This window comes from Mesorhizobium sp. M1E.F.Ca.ET.063.01.1.1 (assembly GCF_003998155.1).
In the GTDB taxonomy this organism is placed as follows: Bacteria; Pseudomonadota; Alphaproteobacteria; order Rhizobiales; family Rhizobiaceae; genus Mesorhizobium.
Map to the genome: position 1 here is coordinate 1 of NZ_RZSC01000588.1, position 3,788 is coordinate 3,788.

Sequence of the window (3,788 nt, forward strand, 5' to 3'; positions counted from 1 at the left end):
CGCCTCGCTTCGCTCGGCACCCTCCCCTCGAGGGGGAGGGGTATCAGTGCAGGAGCACCCTTGTCCGCCCCTCTCATCGAAATGCGCGGCATCACCAAGAGCTTCGGCGCCGTCAAGGCGAACGAGGCGGTCGATCTCAGCGTCGCGCCGGGCGAAATCCTCGGCCTGCTCGGCGAGAACGGCGCCGGCAAGACGACGCTGATGAATGTGCTGTTTGGCGCCTATGCGTCGGACGCCGGCGAGATTCTGGTCGAGGGCAGATCGGTCGCCATCCACGATTCGGCCGATGCCTTGGCCGCCGGCATCGGCATGGTGCATCAGCATTTCCATCTGGCGCCACGGCTCACGGTGCTGGAGAACCTGCTGATCGGCATCCCCGGCAGATCCGGCGGCATCGACCGCGCCGGCGGGCTGGCGCGGCTGAAGGAAATCGGCAGCCGGCATGGCTTGAGCCTCGATCCCAACCTGCCGGTCTCGGCGCTCTCGGTCGGCGAGCAGCAGCGGCTGGAAATCATCAAGGCGCTGTTTCGCGGCGCGAAGCTTTTGATCCTCGACGAGCCGACGGCGGTGCTGGCGCCGAGTGAAGTGGACGGCCTGTTCGCCGCTTTGCGCTCCATGGCAGCCCAAGGGCTCGGCATCATCTTCATCTCGCACAAGCTCAACGAGGTCAGAGCGCTCACGCATCGCTGCGTGGTGCTGCGCCACGGCAAGGTCGCCGGCCGCGTCGATCATCCGGCCAGCACGACCTCGGCCGAGATGGCCAAGCTGATGTGCGGCCACGAGATCGTACCGCCGACCAAAGAGGCTACGACGCCCGGTGCCTCGGTGCTGACGCTCGACGCTATTTCCACTACCGGCCATGCCGGCATGCCGCTGCGCGAGGTGTCGCTTTTCGTCCGCGCCGGGGAGATCCTGGGTATCGCCGGCGTTTCCGGCAACGGCCAGCGGGCGCTCGCCGACGTCATCTCCGGCATGTTGCAGCCTCAAGCCGGCACGATGACGATAGCCGGCAAAAAGGTGACGCAATTCTCGCCGCGCGCACTGCAGGCGCTCGGGCTCGGCCGTATTCCGGAAGACCGGATGACGACCGGGCTGGTCACAAACCTGCCGCTCGCCGATTCCATGGTGCTGCCGCGCGTCGGCACCGAGGCCTTCAGCCGCAAGGGACTGCTCAATCCGGCCGCGATCCGCGCCTTCGCCGAGGCGCAGATCAAGGCCTACGACATACGCTGTCCCGGGCCGATGGTGCGCGCCGGCGCGCTTTCCGGCGGCAATCTGCAGAAGGCGCTTTTGGCGCGCGAGCTCGCCTTCGATCCGAAGGTGCTGATCGTCTCGCAGCCGACGCGCGGCCTCGACATAGGCGCTGCCCGCTTCATCCACGAGAAGTTCCTCGCCATGCGCGCCAAGGGCTGCGGCATCATCGTCATCGGCGAGGACCTCGAGGAACTGCTGATGCTCTCGGACCGCATCGCGGTGATGTATGAGGGCCGCATCGCCGGCACGCTTTCCGGCGCGGACGCCACGGTCACGCGGCTCGGGCTGATGATGACCGGCGCGGAGGGGCACGCCTGATGTTTCGTCTCGAAGCCCGCACGTCGACGCCCGCCTGGTTCAATCTCGCGCTGCCGTTCCTCGCGATTGTCGTCACACTCATCCTTTGCAGCGGCCTGATCGCAGTCGCCGGCGCCGGGGTCACCGAGGCCTATGGCGTGATGCTCTCGGCCTCGCTCGGCGACAGCTACGCCATCACCGAGACGCTGGTGCGCGCAGCACCCATGATCTTCACCGGCCTTGCGGTGGCGATCGCCTTCCGGGCAAAATTCTGGAACATCGGCGCCGAGGGCCAGTTGCTGGCCGGCGCGGTGGCGAGCTGCGCCGTCGGCGCCATCCCGATGCCGGGTTACCTCGCCATGCTTCTGATGGCGCTGGCGGGCGCGGCGGCCGGCGCCATCGTCGCGCTGGTGCCGGCGACGCTCCGGGTCAAGTTCAAGGTCGATGATGTGGTGAGCTCGCTGCTCCTCAACTCGGTCATTTATTACGCGCTGATGGCGCTGATCGAGGGGCCGTGGAAGGATACGTTCAGCGGCTACCCGATCTCGCCGCCGATCGAGGATTCGGCCAATTTCCCTGTGCTGATCGAAGGCACGCGGCTGCATCTCGGCGTGATCGTGGCGCTGATCGCGGCACCGCTTTGCTGGTTCCTGATCGCGCGCACCACGCTCGGCTTCCGCATCCGCGTTACCGGCGAGAATGCCGAAGCGGCACGCTATGGCGGCATCAGCGTGCAGCGCGTGCTGCTTTCCACCGCGCTGCTCTCCGGCGCGCTCGCCGGACTCGCCGGCGTCGGCGAGGTGGGTGGCGTGCACTTCCAGGTGATGAGCGACATCTCGCCGGGCTATGGCTATTCCGGCATCGTCGTCGCCATGCTGGCAAGGCTCAATCCGCTCGGCGTGGTGCCCGCGGCGCTCTTCCTCGCCGCCGTCATGACCGGCGCCGAGGCGATGTCGCGCGCGACCGGCGTGCCGGCTTTCCTCAGCGACGTCATCCAGGGCACGGCGCTGCTTGCCATGCTGGTGGCGCTGCTCTTCACCGCCTACCGCATCCGCCGCGTGGGAGCATCCGCATGAGCGCGGTATTCGAGCAGATTTTTCAGGTCGGCTTCCTCGCCGCCATCATCCGCATTGCCACGCCGCTCGCTTTCGCCACGCTCGGCGAAATGTTTTCCGAGCGCGCCGGCGTGCTCAATCTCGGCATCGAAGGCATCATGCTGTTGTCGGCGATGGCTGGCTTCACCGCCGCCAGCCTCAGCGGCAGCCTGTGGCTCGGCGTGCTGGTGGCCGTGCTTGTCGGCGCGCTGATGGGCGCGCTGCATGCGCTGTTCACCGTGGCGCTGGGCTTGAGCCAGCATGTCTGCGGCATCGGCGTGACGCTGTTCTCATCCGGCCTTGCCTATTTCCTTTACCGCCTGATCTTCGGCCAGCAATCGGTGCCGCCCAGCATCGACGGCTTCAAGCCGGTGGCGATCCCGTTGCTTTCGGGCATTCCGATCCTCGGCCCGGCCGTGTTCAACCAGTTCACGCTGGTTTATCTCGCGATCCTTGCCGTACCGCTCGCCGCCTTCGTGCTCTACCGCACGCCATGGGGACTGTCGGTGCGCATGGTCGGCGAGAACCCACGCGCTGCGGATTCCGCCGGCGTCAGCGTGATCGCCACGCGCTTCCAGGCGGTCATCCTCGGCGGCGCGCTGATGGGTTTGGCCGGCGCCTTCCTCACCATGGCGCAGTTCAACGCCTTCACCTTCGGCGTGGTGTCGGGCCGCGGCTGGGTGGCGATCGCTTTGGTCGTGTTCGGCCGCTGGGACCCATGGCGCTCGGCGGGAGCCGCGCTGCTCTTTGCCTTCGTCGACGCGCTACAGCTCAGGATGCAGGCAAGCGGACTCGGTCACATCCCCTACGAAGCGTTCCTGATGCTGCCGTTCATCTTCACCATCGTCGCGATGGCCTTCATGTCGCGCAATGCGGTCGCGCCGTCGGCGCTGCTGAAGCCGTTTCGCAGGGAGGAGCGGTAGGACTCGGCTCCCTTTCCTCTCCCTCCGGAGGGGGGAGAGGTGGCGCTGCGAAGCAGCGACGGAGTGGGGGAACCACCTGGCAACCGCTGCCGCCGAACATTGAAAAAAAGACCAAGGCGCAAGAATCTTCCTGCGCCACGCCAAGGGTCGACCCCCCACTCCGTCGAGCTACGCTCGACACCTCTCCCCCGATCGACGGGGGAGAGGTGTCGAGCGTAGC

3 protein-coding genes are annotated in these 3,788 nt (G+C 66.9%); all 3 read left to right on the forward strand.

Features of this window, described 5'->3' with window-relative positions:
- Positions 1-60 precede the first annotated feature (60 nt).
- The 3 genes from EOA29_RS28630 to EOA29_RS28640 are packed head-to-tail and all read left to right on the forward strand — an operon-like array spanning position 61 to position 3,568.
- Positions 61-1,572, forward strand: a complete 1,512-nt coding sequence (locus EOA29_RS28630) for an ABC transporter ATP-binding protein (protein ID WP_126091263.1) — start codon at positions 61-63, stop codon at positions 1,570-1,572.
- Complete coding sequence (locus EOA29_RS28635) at positions 1,572-2,627, forward strand: ABC transporter permease (protein ID WP_126091264.1); 1,056 nt, start codon at positions 1,572-1,574, stop codon at positions 2,625-2,627. Before EOA29_RS28630 ends, EOA29_RS28635 begins: the two co-directional genes overlap by 1 nt.
- The gene (locus EOA29_RS28640; RefSeq protein WP_126091265.1) at positions 2,624-3,568 is read left to right on the forward strand and encodes an ABC transporter permease; all 945 of its coding nucleotides are present in this window, start codon (positions 2,624-2,626) and stop codon (positions 3,566-3,568) included. Before EOA29_RS28635 ends, EOA29_RS28640 begins: the two co-directional genes overlap by 4 nt.
- Positions 3,569-3,788: the final 220 nt, after the last annotated feature.

Excerpts from the sequence above, each read along its gene's own strand:
- EOA29_RS28640 (WP_126091265.1), top strand. The coding sequence starts at position 2,624 with ATGAGCGCGGTATTCGAGCAGATTTTTCAGGTCGGCTTCCTCGCCGCC.
- EOA29_RS28635 (WP_126091264.1), top strand. The coding sequence starts at position 1,572 with ATGTTTCGTCTCGAAGCCCGCACGTCGACGCCCGCCTGGTTCAATCTC.